Origin of the sequence: Pseudomonas sp. NPDC089743, from assembly GCF_044748785.1 — a bacterium.
Classification (GTDB): Bacteria; Pseudomonadota; Gammaproteobacteria; order Pseudomonadales; family Pseudomonadaceae; genus Aquipseudomonas; species Aquipseudomonas putida_X.
On the sequence record NZ_JBIVGS010000001.1, the window covers coordinates 17,788 to 34,390 of the forward strand.

General features: G+C 61.3%; 15 protein-coding genes. 8 read left to right on the forward strand and 7 right to left on the reverse strand.

What is annotated here, in order from left to right; all coding sequences use genetic code 11:
* The first annotated feature begins 22 nt into the window (after positions 1-22).
* From ACIPZC_RS00090 to ACIPZC_RS00115, 6 genes are all read left to right on the forward strand, one after another.
* A complete protein-coding gene (locus ACIPZC_RS00090; protein ID WP_400623916.1) occupies positions 23-1,429 on the forward strand; it encodes a M16 family metallopeptidase in 1,407 nt (468 codons plus the stop codon).
* A gap of 90 nt (positions 1,430-1,519) precedes the next feature.
* Complete coding sequence (locus ACIPZC_RS00095; protein ID WP_400623919.1) at positions 1,520-2,545, forward strand: DUF5924 family protein; 1,026 nt, start codon at positions 1,520-1,522, stop codon at positions 2,543-2,545.
* A gap of 121 nt (positions 2,546-2,666) precedes the next feature.
* Positions 2,667-3,800 (forward strand): ABC transporter permease, encoded by a 1,134-nt coding sequence (locus ACIPZC_RS00100; protein WP_400623922.1) that lies wholly within the window; start codon positions 2,667-2,669, stop codon positions 3,798-3,800.
* Positions 3,797-4,588: an ATP-binding cassette domain-containing protein gene (locus ACIPZC_RS00105; protein ID WP_241806782.1), complete on the forward strand. Its 792-nt coding sequence runs from the start codon at positions 3,797-3,799 to the stop codon at positions 4,586-4,588. The genes ACIPZC_RS00100 and ACIPZC_RS00105 overlap by 4 nt, the downstream gene beginning before the upstream one ends.
* Positions 4,589-4,591: 3 nt before the next feature.
* On the forward strand, positions 4,592-5,530 hold the full coding sequence (locus ACIPZC_RS00110) for an MlaD family protein (RefSeq protein WP_400623926.1): 939 nt from the start codon (positions 4,592-4,594) through the stop codon (positions 5,528-5,530).
* Complete coding sequence (locus ACIPZC_RS00115; RefSeq protein WP_400623929.1) at positions 5,527-6,150, forward strand: ABC-type transport auxiliary lipoprotein family protein; 624 nt, start codon at positions 5,527-5,529, stop codon at positions 6,148-6,150. Before ACIPZC_RS00110 ends, ACIPZC_RS00115 begins: the two co-directional genes overlap by 4 nt.
* Here ACIPZC_RS00115 and ACIPZC_RS00120 read toward each other — a convergent pair.
* From ACIPZC_RS00120 to ACIPZC_RS00145, 6 genes are all read right to left on the reverse strand, one after another.
* Complete coding sequence (locus ACIPZC_RS00120; protein ID WP_400623932.1) at positions 6,132-7,361, reverse strand: nucleoside recognition domain-containing protein; 1,230 nt, start codon at positions 7,359-7,361, stop codon at positions 6,132-6,134. The two genes, ACIPZC_RS00115 and ACIPZC_RS00120, sit on opposite strands and share 19 nt — an antisense overlap.
* A gap of 152 nt (positions 7,362-7,513) precedes the next feature.
* The gene (gltP, locus tag ACIPZC_RS00125; RefSeq protein ID WP_012316843.1) at positions 7,514-8,842 is read right to left on the reverse strand and encodes a glutamate/aspartate:proton symporter GltP; all 1,329 of its coding nucleotides are present in this window, start codon (positions 8,840-8,842) and stop codon (positions 7,514-7,516) included.
* A 733-nt stretch (positions 8,843-9,575) separates the two neighbouring features.
* A complete protein-coding gene (locus tag ACIPZC_RS00130; protein WP_400623935.1) occupies positions 9,576-10,046 on the reverse strand; it encodes an inhibitor of vertebrate lysozyme family protein in 471 nt (156 codons plus the stop codon).
* A 2-nt stretch (positions 10,047-10,048) separates the two neighbouring features.
* Complete coding sequence (locus ACIPZC_RS00135) at positions 10,049-10,210, reverse strand: DUF1328 domain-containing protein (protein WP_008092060.1); 162 nt, start codon at positions 10,208-10,210, stop codon at positions 10,049-10,051.
* 56 nt (positions 10,211-10,266) lie between these two features.
* Positions 10,267-10,551 (reverse strand): hypothetical protein, encoded by a 285-nt coding sequence (locus ACIPZC_RS00140; RefSeq protein ID WP_241806869.1) that lies wholly within the window; start codon positions 10,549-10,551, stop codon positions 10,267-10,269.
* A gap of 177 nt (positions 10,552-10,728) precedes the next feature.
* The gene (locus ACIPZC_RS00145; RefSeq protein WP_400623938.1) at positions 10,729-11,550 is read right to left on the reverse strand and encodes a BON domain-containing protein; all 822 of its coding nucleotides are present in this window, start codon (positions 11,548-11,550) and stop codon (positions 10,729-10,731) included.
* Between the two features lie 209 nt (positions 11,551-11,759).
* On the opposite strand from ACIPZC_RS00145, the gene algB reads away from it, so the two are divergent.
* Together algB and ACIPZC_RS00155 are read left to right on the forward strand one after the other, a co-directional pair.
* A complete protein-coding gene (gene algB, locus ACIPZC_RS00150; protein WP_400623941.1) occupies positions 11,760-13,106 on the forward strand; it encodes a sigma-54-dependent response regulator transcription factor AlgB in 1,347 nt (448 codons plus the stop codon).
* Positions 13,103-14,881 (forward strand): KinB sensor domain-containing domain, encoded by a 1,779-nt coding sequence (locus tag ACIPZC_RS00155; protein ID WP_400623944.1) that lies wholly within the window; start codon positions 13,103-13,105, stop codon positions 14,879-14,881. Before algB ends, ACIPZC_RS00155 begins: the two co-directional genes overlap by 4 nt.
* A gap of 54 nt (positions 14,882-14,935) precedes the next feature.
* On the opposite strand, the gene ACIPZC_RS00160 is transcribed toward ACIPZC_RS00155, so the two are convergent.
* Positions 14,936-16,555: an EAL domain-containing protein gene (locus ACIPZC_RS00160; protein ID WP_241806791.1), complete on the reverse strand. Its 1,620-nt coding sequence runs from the start codon at positions 16,553-16,555 to the stop codon at positions 14,936-14,938.
* Between the last annotated feature and the right edge of the window lie 48 nt (positions 16,556-16,603).

The window sequence follows — 16,603 nt, forward strand, 5'->3', positions numbered from 1 at the left end:
ACCTGGAGACCCAAGCTCGCCCATGCGTTGCCTGACCTTCGTTTGCCTGTTGATCTGTAGCCTGCATTCATTCGCCCTCGATCGCTCGCGTGTCGAGGGCTACCTGCTGCCCAACGGTCTGCAGGTTATCCTTAAATCCGGCTACGAACGCGATCATGTGGCGATCCGCCTGGTGGTAGGTGTGGGCCTGGACGACTTCGACTGCGAGCAGAAAGAGTTGCCGCACCTGCTCGAGCACTTGCTGTTCAGCGGCATCGACGAGACCGGAGAGGGCGGCCTGGAAGAGCGCCTGCAGGCTTTGGGTGGCGAATGGAACGCCTTCACCAGCAGCGCCGATACCACCTTCGTCATCGAGGCGCCGGCGCGCAACCAGCGCAAGGTGCTGGACCTGCTCCTGGCGGTAGTGCGCGACACCCGCATCGACGCCAAGGCCCTGGCCACGGCCAAGCGCGTCATCGAACGTGAAGACGGCGGCCACTATGGCCACCTGCAACGCTGGCTGGACCGCCAGGACATCGGCCATCCAGCCAGCGATCAGTTGGCGACCGAGCTGGGCCTCAAATGCCCGGAACGCTCCAACCTCGATGACATGACACTGGAGCAGGTACAAGCACTGCGTGATCGCTGGTACGCCGCCAACAACATGACCCTGATCATGGTGGGCGGCCTCGATCGGCTGCTGCCGGCCTATCTGGAGCGCACCTACGGCGAGCTGCCGGCCACCGAGCCGCAAGAGCGGCGCAACCTGGATAGCATCAGCCAGCAGGCCGAACAGCGGCGCGACCTGACCCGGGGTTTTCTGGGCGACAGCGTCAAACTGCACTGGCTATTCATCGAGCCGGTACTGGACAACGACCACCAGTCGACACTCGACCTGCTCTCACGCTATCTGGACTGGGCCCTGTACGACCAGTTGCGTCTGCGTCACGGCCTTTCCTACGGGCCTTCGGTACAACGCGAAAGCTTTGGTGACAGCGGCCTGCTCAGCTTGAACGCTGACCTTGAGCGCGACGACGTCGACGAGGCGGTCAAGGTGATGCAGAAACTGTTCGACCACTTGCGGGAGGACGGCCTCGACCCGGATATATTCGCCCGCATCAAGGAGGCCGCCGTCGCCAAGGAAAGCTGGAGTACCCAAGGCAACAGCGCGCTGGCCGATTACTACTGGGGGGCACTCAACGCCTACAGCAACGGGCGCTTTGCCGACCCCGCCCGGCAGGTGCGACAGGTCAGCCTGGACCAGGCCAATGACGCGTTGAAGGCATTGCTCAAGGACGAGGGTTACCTGCGCATCGAAAAACCGTTGCTTGGGTATGACGAGCTGTACGGGCTGATTGCATTGGGGCTTGGCGTGATCCTGGCCGCCGGGCTACTGCGTCGCCGGCGTACTTCACCGCAACCACCGAGCGGTGCTACACGGCAGCGGTGATTCGGCGGTATCCTTTCGACAGTACCGGCCGCTTCGCGGGTTTACCCGCGACGGGGCGGCACAGTCACCCTATCACTCTGTTGTATACCCATGCCCCCTATCCCCCATATCGTTCAGCGCGTCATCGAACTGCTCAAACGCTACCCCGGCATCATCGCGCTCGGCGGTTTTCTCTCCGGTATCGGCAGCTTCATTCTGGTCGACCGTCAAGCCAGCCTGGCCAGCTGGATCGCCATTCTCATGCTGGTCAGCTGGATCTGGCTGATGCTGGAAAACACCCTGACAGGCCTGTTCGCCCGCACCTTCAACCGGGAAATTCCTCAGCCGCTGCTGCGCTACGCGACGCAGATGATCCACCAGGAAAGCCTGTTCTTCGTACTGCCGTTCTTTTTCATCACCACCACCTGGAACAGTGGCCAACTGGTGTTCACCGGCCTGCTCGGTGCAGCCGGGCTGGTTTCGATCGTCGACCCGCTATACTACAAGTGGCTGGCACCGCGGCGCTGGCTGTTCATGGCGTTGCACACCCTCACCCTGTTCGCCGCACTGCTGACTGCACTGCCGATCATCCTGCACCTGACCACCGCACAAAGCTTCAAGCTGGCACTGGTCGCCGCCATGGTGCTGTCGTTCCCAAGCCTGGCCAGCAGTTTCCCGATCAACACCTGGCGCCGTGGCGTGGCGCTGGTGATGATGACCCTGGCGGTGGGCGGCGGCGGTTGGTTACTGCGCTCGTGGGTACCACCGGCCACCCTGTGGATGACCGAAGTGGCGGTCAGCACCGAGGTATCGAACCGCCAGCCCGGTGAATCGCTGGATGAAGTAGCCGCCAGCCGCATTCGCAGCAGCGGCCTTTATGCCTACACCGCCATCAACGCACCGCGTGGCCTCAACGAGCGCATTTACCATGTGTGGCAGAAGGATGGCAAAGAAGTGGACCGTATCGCCCTGGATATCCATGGCGGGCGCAAGGAGGGCTACCGCGCGTGGACCCACAAGCAGAACTTCCCGCCCAACCCTGCGGGTAAATGGCAAGTCCGCGTGCTGACCGAAGATGGGCAAGTGATCGGTGTGCTGCGTTTCAAGGTGGTAAACGACGCGCCGGCGAAGCAATAAGCGCTGCCGGGTGAGCCGACTTGCCAGCGATGGGCCGCAACGCGGCCCAACACTCAGCACATTCTCAACAAACCTCGCCATGCCTGCTGCGCTATGATCAGTCTCTACGCCTGTCAGATGCATGGAGCTTATGACCACCCCCAGCGCCACCCTGGATACCAGTAGCCAACCGGCCTGCCTGCGCATTGTCGGTGACTGGACCCTGGCTCACTACGCCAGCCTCAAGCGTGACAGCGAACGCCTGCGCACCCAATACGGTGCCGACGCCGTAGCCGACCTCAGCCAACTGGGCCAGCTCGATACCGCCGGTGCCTCGCTGCTGGCTGAGCTGCTGGGCTCTGAGCGCCTGTCGCACTGCACTCAAGGGCTGCCCGATGCCAGCCGCGCCCTGCTCAAGAACGTCTACTGCTCGGTTCAGGACTATTGCATCCCGGTTAAGGAACCTGAGCGCCATGTACTGCTTCTGCTACTGGAGCGCATCGGCCGCGCGGTCAGTACCTTGTGGCAAGACATCCTGCAGCTGCTCGGCTTCATCGGCCTGATCCTCGAAACCCTGCTGCGCCGGGCCCTGCAACCGCATCGTTGGCGGCTCACCCCGGTTGTCTCGCATATCGAGCAGACCGGCCTAGACGCCGCGCCCATCGTCGCGTTGCTGACGTTTCTGGTAGGCGCGGTGGTCGCCTTCCTCGGGGCGACCGTACTGGCCGATTTCGGCGCAACCGTATTCACTGTCGACCTGGTGGCGTTCTCGTTCCTGCGCGAATTCGCCGTGTTACTGACGGCCATCCTGATGGCCGGCCGCACAGCCAGTGCCTTCACTGCGCAGATCGGCTCGATGAAGGCCAACGAGGAAATCGACGCCATCCGAACCCTGGGCCTGAACCCGATCGAGCTGCTGGTCGTCCCCCGGGTGTTGGCGCTGCTGGTCTCGCTGCCGCTGCTGACCTTCGTCGCGATGATCTGCGGCATCGTCGGAGGGGCTGTCGTCTGCGCGCTTTCACTGGATATCTCGCCGGCCATGTTCCTCTCGCTGCTGCAAAGTGACATCGGTGTGCAGCACTTTCTCGTCGGCCTGGCCAAGGCACCCTTCTTTGCGTTCCTGATCGCGGCCATTGGCTGCCTGGAAGGCTTCAAGGTCAGTGGCAGCGCTGAGTCGGTAGGCGCCCACACCACCTCCAGCGTGGTTCAGTCGATCTTCGTGGTCATCGTACTGGATGCCGTGGCTGCATTGTTCTGCATGGAGATGGGCTGGTGAGTGAGCAGAAGGCAGTGATCCAGGCGCGGGGCATCTGCAACCGCTTCGGCAGCCAGAGCGTGCACGAGAACCTCGATCTGGACCTTTACCGCGGTGAAATCCTGGCCGTGGTTGGCGGTTCGGGCAGCGGCAAGTCGGTGCTGCTACGCAGCATCATAGGGCTAAGGCTACCGAATGAAGGCCAGATCAAGGTGTTTGACCAAGACCTGGCCGGCCTGCATGAAGAGCAACGCTCATTGGTCGAACGACGCTTTGGCGTGCTGTTCCAGAAGGGAGCGCTGTTTTCCTCGCTGACCGTCACCGAGAACGTCGCGTTACCACTGATTGAGCATGCAGGCCTGTCGCGCGCCGATGCAGAACATCTGGCCGGGGTGAAGCTGGCCTTGGCCGGCCTGCCGATTTCCGCCGCAGACAAATACCCCTCTTCACTGTCTGGCGGCATGATCAAGCGCGCCGCACTGGCCCGTGCACTGGCCCTGGACCCGGACATCCTGTTCCTTGACGAACCCACTGCCGGCCTCGACCCAATCGGCGCTGCCGCCTTCGACCAGCTGATCCTCACGCTGCGCGATGCCCTGGGCCTGAGCGTGTTCCTCATTACCCACGATCTGGACACGCTCTACACCATCACTGACCGCATTGCGGTGCTGTCGCAGAAGAAGGTGCTGGTTGCAGGCCCGCTGGCCCAAGTCGAACAGACCGACGACCCGTGGATTCACGATTACTTTCACGGCCCACGCGGGCGGGCGGCTGAACAGGCCGCCAGCCGTGCCGGGCAGGAGCGCTGAACGATGGAAACCCGAGCTCATCACGTCCTCATCGGCCTGGTCACCGTGCTGGTGGTGGCCGGTGCCATGCTGTTTGGCCTGTGGCTGACCAAGTCCAGCGTCGACGACGCCTTCAAGGACTACGAAGTGATCTTCAACGAAGCCGTTTCAGGGTTGTCCCGCGGCAGCCCCGTGCAATACAACGGCATCAAGGTCGGTGACGTGACCAGCCTGCGCCTGGACCCCAAGGACCCGCGCCGGGTGCTGGCCCGGGTTCGCCTGAGCGGCGATACGCCGGTCAAGGAAGACACTCAGGCGAAACTTACCCTCGCCGGCGTCACCGGCAACTCATTCATCCAGCTCAGCGGCGGCACACCGAAAAGCCCCGAACTCAAGGGAGAGGACGGCAAGTTGCCGGTGATCATCGCCTCGCCCTCGCCCATCTCGCAATTGCTCAATGACAGCAGCGACCTCGTCACTAACATCAACCTGCTGCTGCACAACGCCAACCAGATGTTTTCGGAAACCAATATCGACCGCCTGAGCAACACCCTGGCCAATCTGGAACAGACCACCCATGCGTTCGCCAACCAAAAAGGTGGCATTTCCCAGGTCATGGATCAGCTGGCGCAGGTCGGCAAACAGGCCAACGCCACGCTGGCCGAAACCCAAGCGCTGATGCGCAATGCCAACACCTTGCTCGGCACACAGGGCAAGCAGGCCATCGGCAACGCCGAGCAGGCCATGCAATCGCTGGCCGCCAGCACTGCGACCATCAACAGCCTGCTCAATGACAACCGTGAGTCCATCGACGACGGCGCGCAAGGCCTCAACCAGCTGACACCGGCCATTCGCGAACTGCGTGAAACCCTCAACTCACTCAAGGGCATTTCCCGGCGCCTGGAAGCTGACCCCAGCGGCTACCTGCTTGGCCGCGACAACAACAAGGAGTTCCAGCCATGAAGCTGTCGCTGCGCCTGCTGGCCCTGACGGCCGCGCTGAGCCTGTCTGCCGCCTGCTCGATACTGCCGCAGCAGGAGCCTGTGGATATCTACCGGCTTGCGGTCAACCAGCCCAGCCACAGTGCGACACCGGTGCCTTGGTCGTTACGCTTGAACAAGCCGCTGGCAAGCGAAGTGCTGGCCGGGCCACGCATCGCGGTGATCCCCGAGGGCAACGTGGTCAGCAGCTACAAAGGCGCCCGCTGGAGCGACCCGGTGCCGTTGCTCGTCCGCAACCGCCTGCTCGATGGCTTCCAGCGTGACGGGCGTGTGCAGCGCCTGAGCGCCGACGACAGCAACCTGCAGGCCGATTACGAACTGGCCGGTGAGCTGCAGGCGTTTCAGAGCGAGTACCAACCGAACGGTACGGTGGAGGTCGTGATCCGCTATGACGCGCGTCTGGTTCAGGGGCGCAGCCAGCGAATTCTTGCCAGCAAGCGCTTCGAGGTGCGTCAGCCGCTGGCAGATCCACAGGTTTCGGCCGTGGTGGCCGGATTCGGCGCGGCCAACGATCAACTTGTCGCGCAGGTGGTGAACTGGACCGTTGCGCAAAGCGCTCAGGCTCAGGCAAAGAACCAGTAGCAGACCAGGATGGCAGCAATGACACCGGACAGTTCGGCCAACAAGGCGCAACCGACTGCATGGCGTACGCGCTGGATGCCGACAGCGCCGAAATACACCGCCAGCACGTAGAACGTGGTTTCAGTGCTGCCCTGAACGGTGGCGGCTACCAGTGCCGGGAAGCTGTCCACGCCATGGGTCTGCATGGTCTCGATCAGCATCGCCCGCGCCGCACTGCCGGAGAACGGCTTGACCAATGCGGTTGGCAAGCCTTCGACGAAGCGGGTGTCCATGCCCATCCAGTTCACCACATGGCGAATGCCATCCAATGCCAGCTCCAGGGCACCGGAGGCGCGCAGCACACCAACGGCGACCAGCATGGCCACCAGGTAGGGCAACAGGCTCTTGGCCACGTCGAACCCTTCCTTGGCGCCTTCGACGAAAGCTTCATACACCTTCACCCGCTTCAGCGCGCCGATCACCAGGAACAGCATGATCACACCAAACAGTGTGAGATTGCCGAGTACGGATGAGAGGCTGGCCAGCGCCGCAGCCGACAGGGTACCGAGGAAGGCCATGAAGCCGCCCAGCAACAGCGCACCCGGGATCATGTAGGCGAGCACCACCGGGTCCCACAGGCGCAAGCGCTGCATGACCGCTACCGACAGCAGCCCGACCAGGGACGAAACGCTGGTCGCCAGCAGGATCGGCAGGAACACCAGGGTCGGGTCAGTAGCGCCCTGCTGGGCGCGGTACATGAAGATGGTCACCGGCAGCAGGGTCAGCGATGAGGCATTGAGCACCAGAAACAGGATCTGTGCATTGCTCGCGGTGGTGCTGCTGGGGTTGAGCTCCTGCAGGGCGCGCATGGCTTTCAGGCCGATAGGCGTAGCAGCGTTGTCCAGGCCCAGGCCGTTGGCAGCAAAGTTCATGGTGATCAGGCCCAGGGCCGGGTGCCCGGGCGGTACTTCTGGCATCAGCCGGGCGAATAGCGGGCCAAGCACTTTGGCCAGCCATTCCACGATACCCGCCCGTTCTGCGATCTTGAGGAAACCCAGCCAGAGGGTAAGGGTGCCGAACAGCAGGACCATGACTTCGACCGACAGCTTGGCCATGGCGAAGATGCTTTCGACCATCGCCGCGAAAATGCCGGTATTGCCGGCCAGCAGCCATTGGGCCAGGGCCGATGCGGCCGCCACCAGGAAAAAGCCAAGCCAAAGGCCGTTCAGCATCCGTGTGTTCCCCCTGAAAAATGCCTGAATGATAACGCACCGACGGCTGCTTTAGCCTGTGCTGGCCATATCGCCGGTTCGCTGACGATATGGACCAGACAGACAGCAAAAAGCCCCGAATAAATCGGGGCTCATTGTGCGACGCGTCAGGTTCAGCGCTTGGCGGTCTCGCCAACCAGCGCCGCTTCCTTCTTGTCGGCGATCAGCGAGGCGTAGTACTGCTCGCCCTTGGCGGCGTCGTACATGCCTTCCCAACGCGCGATCACCAGTGCAGCCAAGGCATTGCCAACCACGTTCAGCGCGGTACGCGCCATGTCCATGATGCGGTCGACACCTGCGATGAAGGCCAGGCCTTCCAGCGGGATGCCCACGCTGCCCAGGGTCGCCAACAAGACCACGAACGATACGCCCGGCACACCGGCAATACCCTTGGAGGTCACCATCAGGGTCAGCACCAGCAGCAATTGCTGGCTCCAGGACAGGTCAATGCCGTACAGCTGGGCGATGAAGATCGCCGCGATGCTCTGGTACAGGGTAGAGCCGTCGAGGTTGAACGAGTAACCGGTCGGTACCACGAACGAGCAGATCGACTTCGGTGCACCGTACTTTTCCATCTTCTCGATGACGCGTGGCAGCACGGTCTCGGAGCTGGACGTGGAGTAGGCCAGGATCAGCTCATCTTTCATGATGCGCATGATCTTGATCACCGAGAAGCCGAACAGGCGGGCTACAAGGCCCAGCACCATGAAGGCGAAGAAGGCGATGGCGAAGTACACCAGCAGCACCAGCTTGGCCAGCGGCAGCAGCGAGCTGAAACCGAAGTTGGCAACCGTCACGGCGATCAGGGCGAATACGCCGATCGGGGCGTAGTTCATGATCATGTGGGTGACCTTGAACATGGTCTCCGACACGCCCTGGAAGGTACGCACCAGTGGCTCGCGCAGGTCTGCCTGGAGGCTGGAAAGGCCCAGGCCGAACAGCACCGAGAAGAAGATGATCGGCAGCATCTCGCCACGCATCAGCGCCGCGAAGATGTTCGACGGAATCAGGTTCAGCAGGGTTTCGATGAACGCATGCTCATGCTGCACCTCGGCGGCGGTCGCCTGGTACTTGGAGATGTCCACGGTGCCCAAGGTGCTCATGTCGATGCCGGCGCCCGGGTGGAACAGGTTTGCCAGGACCAGGCCGACAACGATGGCGATCGTCGTGACCACCTCGAAGTAGATGATGGTCTTCAGGCCGATGCTGCCCAGTTTCTTCGCATCGCCAACCCCGGCGATGCCCACGATCAGCGAAGAAATCACGATCGGGACGACGATCATCTTGATCAGGCGAATGAAGATGTCACCGGCGGGCTGGAGAACGTTGCTGATCCACCATGCCTTTTCCGCACTGAAATGGTTCAGTAGCGCGCCGATTGCAACGCCCAGGACCAGACCGATGACGATCTGCCAGGCGAGGCTCAGTTTTGCCTTCTTCATGTCTTTACCCTTTGTTCTAGTGGTCACGGGCACCGACCGGAAAAGCACGTAACAGAGCCGTTGGCAACGTCACGGGCATCGTACAGCTTCCGTCCGGAGGCCTCATGTAAGGACACCGCAAGCGAGCGACAAGGCGCTCGGGCCAGCGAAAAGGCGGCAACTATTGCGATGGGCACGGACGAAATCTAATGCCGGAAGCGCATACCCCATACCGTTTCGGCATAGTGAAATGCGACAAAATGAGGCATTCGCAAGTCATTGATTTATAACGTTCGGAAACCCGAACAAGACCAAACCGCCAGATCTAGGCCGATTTGGCAGTGTGCAGAACCGGGCATTGATGGCCTGTTCGACAATCCGAATGGCCGAAATGACACTTGGCCATGACCGGCCTGGAGGCAAAAAAAATGATGTGCGGTCGAGACAAAATGTGTCTCAACGAGAAAAAGCTGAAAGGTGGGCTTGAAACGAGGATGGCATCTCGGAAGCCAGGCCAGGTTTGAGTGGGAAAACTCTGTCCTGACCTGAACCTCCGATTTTGCCTTGCCTGACCCGGCCCATTACTGGAGGTACTCCCTGTACCCCTAGGCCACTCCGATCCTGCAACAATCAGAACAGCCCGGCCCCTTGGTCATGTGCAACCCCTCCTCGGGGCGGCGCATCATAGAAGCGAGAACTATAGAAAGGTTCCGCTTCTATTACGTGACAGTGCGCGACCTATCGTCCCTGACACTCAGTACCAGTTCGGGTCACGCTTGAGCTGTTCCTTCAGCATCGCCTGCATACCTTCGTCCGGCTCACCCAGCCAACGATACTGCGCATGGCGGGTGGGGGACTTGTCGCTCGGCAGGCCTTCGGGTACCTCTACCAGCATTCCGTAGGCGTCATCCTTGTCCCAGCTGAACGCTACGATCAGGCGTTTGTAGGTGCAGTTGTCCTTGGATTCACACAGCGGGCCGACGAGGTATTTATCGCCATCCTCGGTCACTGCAGACATCTGCTCCTGGGCACTGCCCGACAGGTTGATCACCCAGTCGGGCAGGCGTTCCTCGCCTTCGATCGCGTCCTGCCAGGTTTCCCGGTATTCAGGGTCAGAACCAAGCAGCTGGTCGACCCTGACCTGGCCATCATTGGCCGCCATCGCCATTGCGCTGCTACCCAACAGCAGGGCCGCAGCCATGGCGTTGCAGAGCTTCCTGCTCATCGTCAACCTCGGCCACGTCCAAAGAAGAAGGAGGCTACGAACAGGACCAGGAAGACAATGAACAGGATCTTCGCGATACCCGTGGCAGCGCCGGCGATACCACCGAAGCCCAGTACTGCGGCGATGATGGCGATGATGAGGAAAGTGATAGCCCAACTCAGCATGATGCTTCTCCTTTCTTTTTTGAAATCGATCCGGCCGGTGTCAAAACTGCAGCGCCTTAAAATACCCAGCGTTGCTGAGGCACTACTTTTTCAACAGTGGCTGGCGAGGTATTGGCAGAAGGCAGCGTTTGGGCTGCCCTCACCAAAGTGTTGGCACGTGTTGCCTGGATCTGCGCTATCAGCGCAGTCTGCGCCGCAACCTGCTCAGTCAGTCGCGCGGTCTGCCAGCTGTAGTAAAAAAGGCCTGCGGCCAAAGTCAGCAGCAACGCCAACCCGAGGAACAGGAATTGGCGCAGTGGCAGTGCGGCGATCTGCGAACGGTTGACGGATTGGCGGTTCATGCCGGCTTCTCCTGCTGTAATTTTTCTATTCAAACCTGAACAGGTAATTGCAGCCTGCATGCCAGCCTTTCGATTTCAAATAAATACTTATAAATCAGTAACTTACACTCACGTCGACTTGAGCTTGAGGACGTATCCTGCACGATGCCCGCCGTGGGGTCGTGCGTATTGCACGATTCATCCTTCAACCTTGGTGGCCACCTTCAGCAGATCGGCGTCCACCCCCCGCACTCCAATGATCTGGCGCGCGATCTCGACAGCGATGGTTTTCTGCTCGCTGCCGACCACCTCACCGGACAGCCGCACCATGCCTTGATCACTGGCTACCCGGATGTTCAGCCCATCAAGATTGCGGCTGAAGCGCAAGCTGGTCTGGATCTTGTCGATCACCCAACTGTCCGTTGGCTGCGGCGCAGTGGACACGCCCACAGGCGTTTCGCGAGCCTGGGCCATGGCAGCCGAATCCAGACTGACCAGGTTGTTGACCAGGTACACACCGTCCGTGGTACGCGCTATCACACCGGCCAGGTCCTTGGCTTCAGCGCTGTCGACCTTGCCGCGCAGGGTAATCACACCCTCACTGCTCTGCACCTCGATAGGCGCCTTCTCTGTCGTACGGCTCCACAACAGCCGCGCACGGATGACGGCAGCCAATGTGGCATCCTCAAGACGCTGAGCGTAAGCCCTCAATTCGAGCGGGCGCTCTACCAGACCGGGGTTGACCTGCAACTGGTTGTCTATCTGTTCGATGCCCCGAGTGGCCTGGGCGACGTGTTCGGCCAGCTGACGCTCGACCTCATTCTCGACCTCCCCTGTCAGGCGTGCCCGCTTTCCATCCACCTCGACTTCGATGCGAAACGGGTTGAGCATGCGATTGAGCGCCAGCGCCGTCTGCAACGAGCCCTCCAGGCGCGCGTCCTGAAGCGGATCAGCGAACGCTGGGCCGCAAATGGATAACAGGCTGGCTGCCAACACAGCCGTTCGAGTGGTAAAGGACATGACTGCACTCCTTCTGTAGGCTAAATCCACGGATCATCGCAACCAATGTGCCACCGCAATGCTCTAAGGCAATCATTGAGATACGCGGGTTCACGGCATTCTTCGGCCATTGGCTAGCATGCATAGGACAGAATCCTTCAGAATTGACCATGCAACTTGCCCGATTTTTCCCACACTAAATGAAGATCTTTCCCAAAGGAGCGCTGGAAATGGAATCAGCCCAGGACAACCAAGGCCGTATTCTGCTCGTGGATGACGAGTCCGCGATCCTGCGTACCTTCCGCTACTGCCTCGAAGATGAGGGCTACAGCGTGGCCACGGCCAACAGTGCCGCGCAGGCCGAAGCCTTGCTCCAACGCCAGGTGTTCGACCTGTGCTTCCTCGACCTGCGCCTGGGTGAAGACAACGGGCTGGATGTCCTGGCACAGATGCGCATTCAGGCACCGTGGATGCGGGTGGTGATCGTCACGGCGCATTCGGCCATCGACACTGCGGTCGACGCGATCCAGGCCGGTGCCGCCGACTACCTGGTAAAACCCTGCAGCCCCGACCAGTTGCGCCTGGCCACTGCCAAGCAGCTGGAAGTCCGCCAGTTGTCGGCACGCCTGGAGGCGCTCGAAGGTGAAATACGAAAGCCCAAGGACGGCCTGGACTCGCACAGCCCGGCAATGATGGCCGTGCTGGAGACCGCACGCCAGGTGGCGACCACCGATGCCAACATCCTCATCCTTGGCGAATCGGGCACCGGCAAGGGCGAACTGGCTCGCGCCATTCATAGCTGGAGCAAGCGGACACGCAAGGCCTGCGTGACCATCAACTGCCCGTCGCTGAACGCCGAGCTGATGGAGAGCGAACTGTTCGGCCACACCCGCGGCGCGTTCACGGGCGCCAGTGAAAGCACGCTGGGCCGCGTCAACCAGGCCGATGGTGGCACGCTTTTCCTCGACGAGATCGGCGATTTCCCACTGACATTGCAACCCAAATTGCTGCGTTTCATCCAGGATAAAGAGTATGAGCGGGTGGGCGACCCTGTCACCCGGCGCGCCGATGTGCGCATCCTCGCGGCGACCAACCTGAACCTGGAAGAGATGGTCCGCGAAGGCCGCTTCCGTGAGGACTTGCTCTACCGCCTGAACGTCATCACCTTGCACCTGCCGCCCCTGCGCGAGCGCAGTGAGGACATCCTTACCCTGGCGGATCGCTTCCTCGCCCGGTTCGTCAAGGATTACGCGCGACCTGCGCGCGGCTTCAGCGACGAAGCCCGCGCCGCACTGCTCAATTACCGCTGGCCGGGCAATATTCGCGAACTGCGCAACGTGGTCGAACGCGCCAGCATCATCTGCCCCCAGGAGCGCGTGGAAATCGTCCACTTGGGTATGGGCGAGCAACCGACAAGCAACGCTCCCCGTGTAGGTGCGGCGCTGAGCCTGGATGAACTGGAGCGTGCCCACATAGGCGCCGTGCTGGCAGCCAGTGACACACTGGACCAGGCCGCCAAGACCTTGGGTATCGATGCCTCGACCCTGTACCGCAAGCGTAAGCAGTACAACCTATGAGATGGCCGATGAAGCTGCGTACGCGGCTCTTCCTCAGCATTTCAGCACTGATAACAGTCGCTCTGCTGGGCCTGATGCTGGGTTTGGTCAGCGTCTTGCAAATGACCGCCGCCCAGCAAGCGTCGGTGCACAATACCACCCATGTTCTGGAAATAGGCTTGAAGCTACGGCAGAACCTGGGCGAGCAGCTGATGCTGATCCTCGATGCGCAAACTTCGCCCCAACGCCTGCGAGCTTTGCAAGACAATTTCCAGGACCTGCTTGACGAAGGGCTCGCACAAGGTGGTGAACGTACCGGCTTCAGCAAGGCCAGCAGCAACTACCAGGCCTTCCTGAGTGCTTATCGTCAAAGCCCTGCCCCGGCAAACAGCATGGGTGCCGACCAGCCACTGGGCGCCGCGTTCAACCAGGTGCGCACCGACCTGATCGATTCGCACAAGCTTGCCATCGATTACATCACCCGCAGCGAACAGATGTCTCGCGACCGCGCTCTGCTGGTCAGTGGTGTACTTGGCCTTACGGGCTTGGTTGTGCTGATGCTCGGCTTCGTTACCGCACACAACATCGCCCGCCGCTTTGGGCAACCCATCGAAGCCCTGGCCAAGGCCGCAGATCAACTTGGCCAAGGTAACTTCGATGTCACCTTACCCGTCAGCCAAGCCATAGAAATCAACCAGCTCACCCGCCGCTTCGGCCTGATGGCAGAGGCGTTGCGCAAGCACCAGGAGACCAATGTCGATGAACTGCTGGCTGGCCAACAACGCTTGCAGGCTGTGCTCGACAGCATCGACGATGGCTTGCTGATCATAGACCGCCAAGGCGACCTGGAGCATATCAACCCAGTCGCCCAGCGCCAGCTCGGCTGGAGCAACAACCGCCTGGGCAGCCCTTTGGCAGAAGCGCTGCAGCGCCCAGAGCTGGAGCAACAGCTGCGTCAGGTGCTGCGCGGCGGCAGCCTGGACCGTCCCCCTGAGGACCTGAGCATAGAGGTCGATGACGAGTTACGCTTGCTGTCCTACAGCCTGACCCCGGTCAGCCACCCGCAAGGGCCGATCCTCGGCGCCGTGATGGTGCTGCACGATGTGACCGAGCAGCGCGCGTTCGAACGTGTGCGTAGCGAATTCGTGCTGCGCGCCTCACATGAACTGCGTACGCCGGTCACCGGCATGCACATGGCCTTCGGCTTGCTGCGAGAACGCGTGAAGTTTCCACCGCAGGCGCGTGAGAATGACCTGATGGAGACCATCAGCGAGGAAATGCAACGCCTGACTCAGCTGATCAACGACCTGTTGAATTTCTCTCGCTACCAGAGCGGCCTGCAAAAACTCGAACTCGCCCCCTGCGCCATCGACGAACTGCTCGAACGTGCCCAGGTACGGTTCAGCGAGCAGGCATCAGTCAAGCAGATCGAACTGATCAAGGCACTGGAGCCACCGCTGCCTCGTATCCAGGCCGACATCGCCCAACTGGATCGTGTGCTCGACAACCTGCTGCACAACGCCATTCGGCATACCGGCAGCGGCGGGCGAATCCGTCTCCATGCGCGACGCCACGCGGAACGCGTCATCATCAGCGTGGAGGACAATGGCGAAGGCATTGCCTACGGACAGCAGGGGCGCATTTTCGAACCCTTTGTGCAGGTTGGGCGCAAGAAGGGCGGGGCCGGGCTGGGGCTGGCATTGTGCAAGGAAATCGTGCAATTGCACGGCGGCCGCATGGGCGTCTTCTCCCGGCCTGGGCAGGGGACGCAGTTCTACATGGCCCTTCCGGTCTGATTTTCCACCTGAAGGTCGTTGGGGGCAACGCCTTGCCGGCCCTTGCACGTTCGCTCAAGGTTCATCGTCCAGCCGCGGCCTTCGGACCTGCCGCCCTCGCGTCACCAGCTCGACGAACTGCCGGGCATTGAGCGGATGGGCGAACAGCCAGCCCTGGCCATAGTTGACACCTTCACTGTTGAGCAGCACCGCCTGGGCCTCGCACTCTATGCCTTCGGCTATCACCCGCAGATGCAGGTCATGGGCCATGCGGATGATATGAGGCGCCACACCGCTGCTGGCAGCATCATGCCCAAGCGCGTCGATGAAAGCCTTGTCGATCTTCAGGCAGTCCACCGGTAAGGTCTGCAGATAAGCCAGGCTGCAGTAGCCCGTGCCGAAGTCATCGATCAACACCTGATGCCCCACCGCACGAAGCGCTTGCAGGTTGTCACGGGCCACCACCACATCGATCAGCCCCCGTTCGGTAACCTCGAAGGCGATCTGGCTGGCAGCCACCCGGTGCAGTGCCAGCAACCGCGCCGCCACCCGGCCAATGCGCGGGACCATCACATCACAGGCGGCCAGGTTCACCGAGATATAAAGGTTGCGGTGCGAACGCAGCAACTGGCCAAGTTGCTCCAGTACCCGTTGCAGCACGAAATCGGTGATCTGGCGAATCTGCCCGGTATTTTCGGCCAGCGGAATGAACAGGTCCGGGCTGGTCAGGGTCCCGTCCGGGCGCCGCCAGCGCACCAGCGCCTCAGCGCCAACGCAGCGCCGGCTGTCGAGTTCGATGATCGGCTGATAAAGCACCTGCAGTTCACCACGGCGCAGCGCGTTCTGCAGCTCGGAACTCATGGAGCGCCGCTGCAGGATCAGTTGCAGCACCAGCCAGCCGATACAACAGGCAGCCAGAACACTACCGGGGAACAGCAACCAGAGCATGCCGTTCATCCTCAGTGGCAGGCTGGCACGCGGTGCGATCAGCACAAGCTGGTAATCGGGCGATTTGGTCAGCATGCGATAGACAAGGCGGTCGTGCAGTTCGAACAACGAATTGCCGCTGGGTGGCGGCCAATGCTCAGCTGGCGGCCAGACTTGTGGCGGGCCCAGTACGGGTATCGCTCTGGTGCCATTGTCCAGCACCACCAACAGGCTACCGCCGGGCGGCAGGTCAACCACGTCGGTCAAGTGCCCGCGCGAGGTAGAGACCAGGAAATTGCCGCGTGCCAGCATCAACGCGGCAAGGTTCTCGTTGGGTTCGGTAGTGGTGTTGAGCCAATAGCTATAAGTCGGGCCCTGGATGTCCGGGGCCCGCGTGGGCACGAAAGCGCGTGCCCCGCCGCGGTTGGAGCAGGCGACGTTGACGTCTACATACGCTGCCTCATAAATGAAACGCGAGCCCAGCCCAACCTGCTGCAACAACGCCAACATCGCCGGGTTGCATCCGCGCAATGGCTGCGCCTGCAGGTCATCGACCCCCTCACGCAATTGGCCGAAAACCTGCTCGAGGCGGTCAAGAAAACGCTCGCCCTGAGCATTCATCTGCGCACTCTCGCTCTGCTTCATCTGCTGCAGCGCAATACCGATACTGGCAGTCAGCAACACAGCGGCGCTGGCCAACGCTGCCAAAGAGGCCAGCATCCAGGGACGGTAAAAAAATTGGCGCAACGCAGTTATCAGAGCCGACATGGGCAGCATCCAGTTGATATACAGGGTATAGCAACTGAATGGCGTATT